Origin of the sequence: Caulobacter sp. D5 (assembly GCF_003185805.1) — a bacterium.
Lineage (GTDB): Bacteria > Pseudomonadota > Alphaproteobacteria > Caulobacterales > Caulobacteraceae > Caulobacter.
This window is the reverse complement of the sequence record NZ_QHJY01000337.1, coordinates 1-4,250: the sequence shown is the minus strand read 5'-3', so window position 1 is coordinate 4,250 and position 4,250 is coordinate 1. Positions and strand designations below refer to the sequence as shown.

General features: G+C 66.7%; 4 protein-coding genes. 3 read left to right on the top strand and 1 reads right to left on the bottom strand.

The window, feature by feature from the left end; translation table 11 throughout:
• The 3 genes from DMC18_RS20000 to DMC18_RS19990 all read left to right on the top strand — a co-directional run.
• A partial coding sequence (locus tag DMC18_RS20000; RefSeq protein WP_110133245.1) for a catalase occupies nucleotides 1–1,666 on the top strand: 1,666 nt, incomplete at its 5' end.
• Nucleotides 1,667–2,141: 475 nt separating this feature from the next.
• On the top strand, nucleotides 2,142–2,387 hold the full coding sequence (locus tag DMC18_RS19995) for a DUF5961 family protein (RefSeq protein ID WP_233245338.1): 246 nt from the start codon (nucleotides 2,142–2,144) through the stop codon (nucleotides 2,385–2,387).
• 63 nt (nucleotides 2,388–2,450) lie between these two features.
• A complete protein-coding gene (locus tag DMC18_RS19990; RefSeq protein ID WP_110121446.1) occupies nucleotides 2,451–3,341 on the top strand; it encodes a Ku protein in 891 nt (296 codons plus the stop codon).
• On the opposite strand, the gene DMC18_RS19985 is transcribed toward DMC18_RS19990, so the two are convergent.
• Nucleotides 3,338–3,838 (bottom strand): hypothetical protein, encoded by a 501-nt coding sequence (locus DMC18_RS19985; RefSeq protein ID WP_158285943.1) that lies wholly within the window; start codon nucleotides 3,836–3,838, stop codon nucleotides 3,338–3,340. The genes DMC18_RS19990 and DMC18_RS19985 overlap by 4 nt on opposite strands.
• Nucleotides 3,839–4,250 lie beyond the last annotated feature (412 nt).

The following is a 4,250-nucleotide window of genomic DNA, read 5'->3' as shown; positions in this document are numbered from 1 at the left end:
CAACTTCGATCTCGTCGGCAACAACATCCCGGTGTTCTTCATCCAGGACGCCATCAAGTTTCCCGACCTGATCCATGCGGCCAAGCAGGATCCCGATCGCGAGTTCCCCCAGGCCCAGACCGCTCACGACACCTTCTGGGACTACATCTCGCTGACGCCCGAGAGCCTGCACATGGTGATGTGGATCATGTCGGACCGCACCATCCCGCGTTCCTATCGGATGATGGAGGGGTTTGGCGTCCACACCTTCCGGCTGGTCAACGCCGCGGGCCAAAGCACCTTCGTCAAGTTCCACTGGCGGCCCAAGCTAAATGCCCAGTCGGTCGTTTGGGATGAGGCCCTGAAGATCAATGGCGCTGATCCGGACTTCCACCGCCGAGACCTGTGGGAAGCCATCGACAGCGGTGATTTTCCCGAGTGGGAATTCTGCCTGCAGACCTTCAGCCAGGAAGAGGCCGACGCCCTGCCCTTCGACGTGCTGGACGCCACCAAGCTCATCCCCGAGGAGGTGATCCCGCTACGGGTCGTCGGCCGCATGGTTCTGGATCGCAACCCCGACAACTTCTTCGCAGAGACCGAGCAGGTCGCCTACTGCGCCTCGCATGTGGTCCCGGGCATCGATTTCACCAACGATCCGCTGCTGCAGGGGCGATTGTTCTCCTACCAGGACACCCAGCTCAAGCGCCTGGGCTCGGCCAACTTCCACCAGATCCCGATCAATCAGCCGCGCTGTCCTTTCCACAATCTGCAACGCGACGGCCACATGCAGATGGGCGTGCCCAAGGGCCAGGTGAACTATGAGCCTTCCAGCCTGGGCGAGGATATCAAGCGCGAGAGCCAGGCCAGCGGCTATCGCACCTTCCCAAATCTGGAGACCGGTGAGCAACTGCGCGTCCGCCCCGAGACCTTCGCCGACCACTACAGCCAGGCGCGCCTGTTCTTTCTGAGCCAAACCCAGCCCGAGCGCGATCACATCGTCGCTGCGCTGATCTTCGAGCTCTCCAAGTGCAATGTCGCGCGGGTGCGTGCGGCGATGCTGTCGCGCCTGGTCAATATCGACGAGAGCCTGGCGGCGCGGGTCGCCGCGGGACTTGGAGTCAAGGAGCCGATCGTTCCGGCCCCCGCCCCGGTTCCGGCCCAGGACCTGGAGCCCTCGCCGGCGCTCAGCATCCTGGCCAAGGCCGCTCCGGGCCTGATGGGCCGCAAGGTCGGCGCCCTGGTCACCGACGGTGTCGACGACGCTGTGCTGGACGCGCTGAAAGCGGCGGTCGAAGACGCCGGCGCGAAGCTGGCCATCATCGCTCCGACGATTACTGGGGTCACAAGCGCCGGCGGCCAGTTGATCCCCGCGGACTTCCGCGTCGATGGCGGGCCCTCGGTGCTGTTCGACGCCGTGGCCGTCCTGCCTTCGGACGAAAGCGGCGCGGCTCTGGCGCTGGAAGCGGCGGCGGTCAATTTCGTGCGCGACGCTTTTGGCCACCTTAAGGTCATCGCCTATCTACCTGCGGCCGCGCCGCTCTTCGTCAAGGGCGGCCTCTCCGACGCCAATCCCGACGCGGACGGCGGCTTGATCAACCTGCCGACTAAGGCCGTGGGCGACTTCATCGTCGCGGCGCAGGCCGGCAGGATCTGGGCGCGTGAGCCCCTGGTGCGCAAGGTCTACTAGAGACCCGGCATCGCCGCTGAAGGCCAAGTCAGGCGGGAGGCTTGATCTTAAGGTCCGCGCCTCTCTCTTGGGCGGCAAAGCGTCGGCGCTGCAGCTCAAGACGCAGCTGTCTTAGACGGCCCTTCGCCCCGCCGGTCGCCGGGCCGCACGGGCGCTTGCGCCTGGGCAACGGCGTCGAGGCGCCCACCGTCAGGTAGTCATTGGACGCGCCCGGCCGCCGACGGCTTTGCCCTTGGCCCTCAGCCATCGGCCAAGCCCAGGTCGGCTCGAAATCCGCGCCAGTCACGGAAAGAGCGAGAACGAGCCCCACGCCTCGCGCGATAAGGCCGCGATGCGGCGCGGCGCACGCCGACGGCGACCTGGCGGCCGTCTGGCGCTTAGCGGCGAGAGCAGTTCGCGCGCGGAGCGCGCCTTCCTGCGCCAAGTCTCGAATCCTTCGGCGACCTTGCGCGTTGATGGCTCAAGGAGACCCAAGATGAGCAAGGCCGCCAACGACGACCGGCGTTTTAGCGTGCATGCCCGCCACGCTGGGGCCCACCGCGCGCGCATTGTCCAGGAGCCGTCTTACGAAGCGGCGGCGGTCGCCTATGTCGAGGATCTGGCGATCGCGCCGGACGACGACGGCGAAATCAGCGTCGTGGTGCGCGATCTCGATAGCGGCGGCGAGCATTGCTTTCGGATCGACCTGGAGACCGGCGAGACCGCGCCCTGCTCGGCCTGAGAACAAATCAGGGCGCCCGCCGTTTAAATTCGTGAGCCCCGGTGGGCGGTAAGGATGCTCGACATGGCGTATCGCCCGACCTGGCAGGGACATCTGCGGCTCTCGCTCGTGACCTGCCCGGTCGCCCTCTACACCGCCACCGACAGCGGCGGCGAGGTGCACTTCAACCTGATCAATCCGAAGACCAACAACCGGATCAAGATGATCACCACCGATCCGGATACCGGGCCGATCGAGCGGTCGGAGCTGGTCAAGGGCTACGAAGTCTACAAAGGCGAGTACATCCTGCTCTCCCAGGACGAAATCAACGCCGTCAAGCTGGAGAGCACCAAGACCATCGACATCGAACGGTTCGTGCCCGCCGAGGAGATCGATCGGGTGTACTGGGACAATCCCTACTATCTCGCCCCTGACGGCAAGCTTGCCCAGGAGGCCTTCGCGGTGATCCGCGAGGCGATGGCCAAGTCCGGGCAGATCGCCCTTGGCCGCGTGGTGATGTCGACGCGCGAGCGCCTCCTGGCGCTGGAGCCGCGTGGCAAGGGGATCCTGGCCTACACGCTGCGCACGGACGCGGAGGTGCGCAAGGAGAGCGAGATCTTCGACGCCATCAGCGATAAGGCGCCCGACAAGGCGATGATCGCCATCGCCGAAAAGATCATCGAGCAGCAGGAGGGACCGTTCGACCCCAGCCAGTTCGTCGATCGCTACGAGGAGGCGCTGAAGGATCTGATCGAGGCCAAGCAGAAGGGCCACAAGGTCGAGAAGGTGGCCGAACCCGAAGACACCAACGTCGTCGACCTGATGGCGGCCCTGCGCGCCAGCCTCGGCGGCAAGGCGCCCGCGTCGGCCAAACCCGAAGCGAAGACCAAGCCAAGGGCCAAATCCGCCACAAGCGCCAAGACCAAGGGCGCGGCCAAGGCGGCTCCCGCTCACAAGTCCCGCAAGGCAAGCTAGGCGTCTCCGCCGGCGGCGCGATAGGCGCGCACCGCGGCCTCCAGCGCCTTCTCCGCGGCCTTGCGCGCCTTGGCCCAATCCCTCTGCGCGGCAAGCGCCTCGGTCTCCAGCGCCTCGCGCCGCCGCTGAAGCTCGGCCTCTCGCTGCAGGCGATCGCGATCGATCGCGCTCAGCGCAGCCTGCGCCGCCTCCAGCCTCGCCCGGTCGGGCGCCTGCACCTTGGCGCGCGGCCTGGCCTTGGCCGGCCGCGGCGACGCGGCCGCCACCTTCAGCTTCGGCTTGGCCCTTCGCGGCCGTTCAGGGACATCCGGCAAGCTAGGCTGGAGACTGAAAGGCTCCTTGGATCCGATGGCGCGGCGCAGCGGGATCTCCGGATGGGCCAGGGCCGCGGCGACGGCGTCGGGCTCGTCGCTGATCTTGGCGCGGCCTTCGGCAAAGAGGTTCTGGCGCGTGCCCCAGGCGGCCAAGGCGGCGGCCTGATTGGGCGCGGCGACCACGCTGTCGTGGAAGCCGAACTGGGCCTGATAAACCCTCATCCGGCGCGGCGATCTCATCCTGGCCACTGCTAGACTTTTCCCTACCGAGTGATCGCCTGCGCCAACACCTGTTCGCCACCACGGTCATGGTTCCAGACAGCCTGCCTGCGGAGCAGCGACGGGGGCGGTTCGGACCCTCTAGGCGGCAAGGTTCTCCCCTTCTCGCGGTGCGTCCACGACAAAGGCGCCAACGCCCGCGCGCCCAGGCGTCCTCACGGCGACACCAGGCATCGCGAAGTCCCTGCAGTCGTTGCCACCATTGTCCATGGAAGATCTCCGCCGTGCTTGGCCTTGGCCATCACGATGAGGCACTGCTGCAGATGGGCCTGGCTCACAGCCTTACCGGCAGACGGTGGAAGCCCGTCGGCGCGGC

Coding starts and splice junctions, on each gene's coding strand:
- DMC18_RS19995 (WP_233245338.1), top strand. CDS start 2,142: ATGAGCAAGGCCGCCAACGACGACCGGCGTTTTAGCGTGCATGCCCGC.
- DMC18_RS19990 (WP_110121446.1), top strand. CDS start 2,451: ATGGCGTATCGCCCGACCTGGCAGGGACATCTGCGGCTCTCGCTCGTG.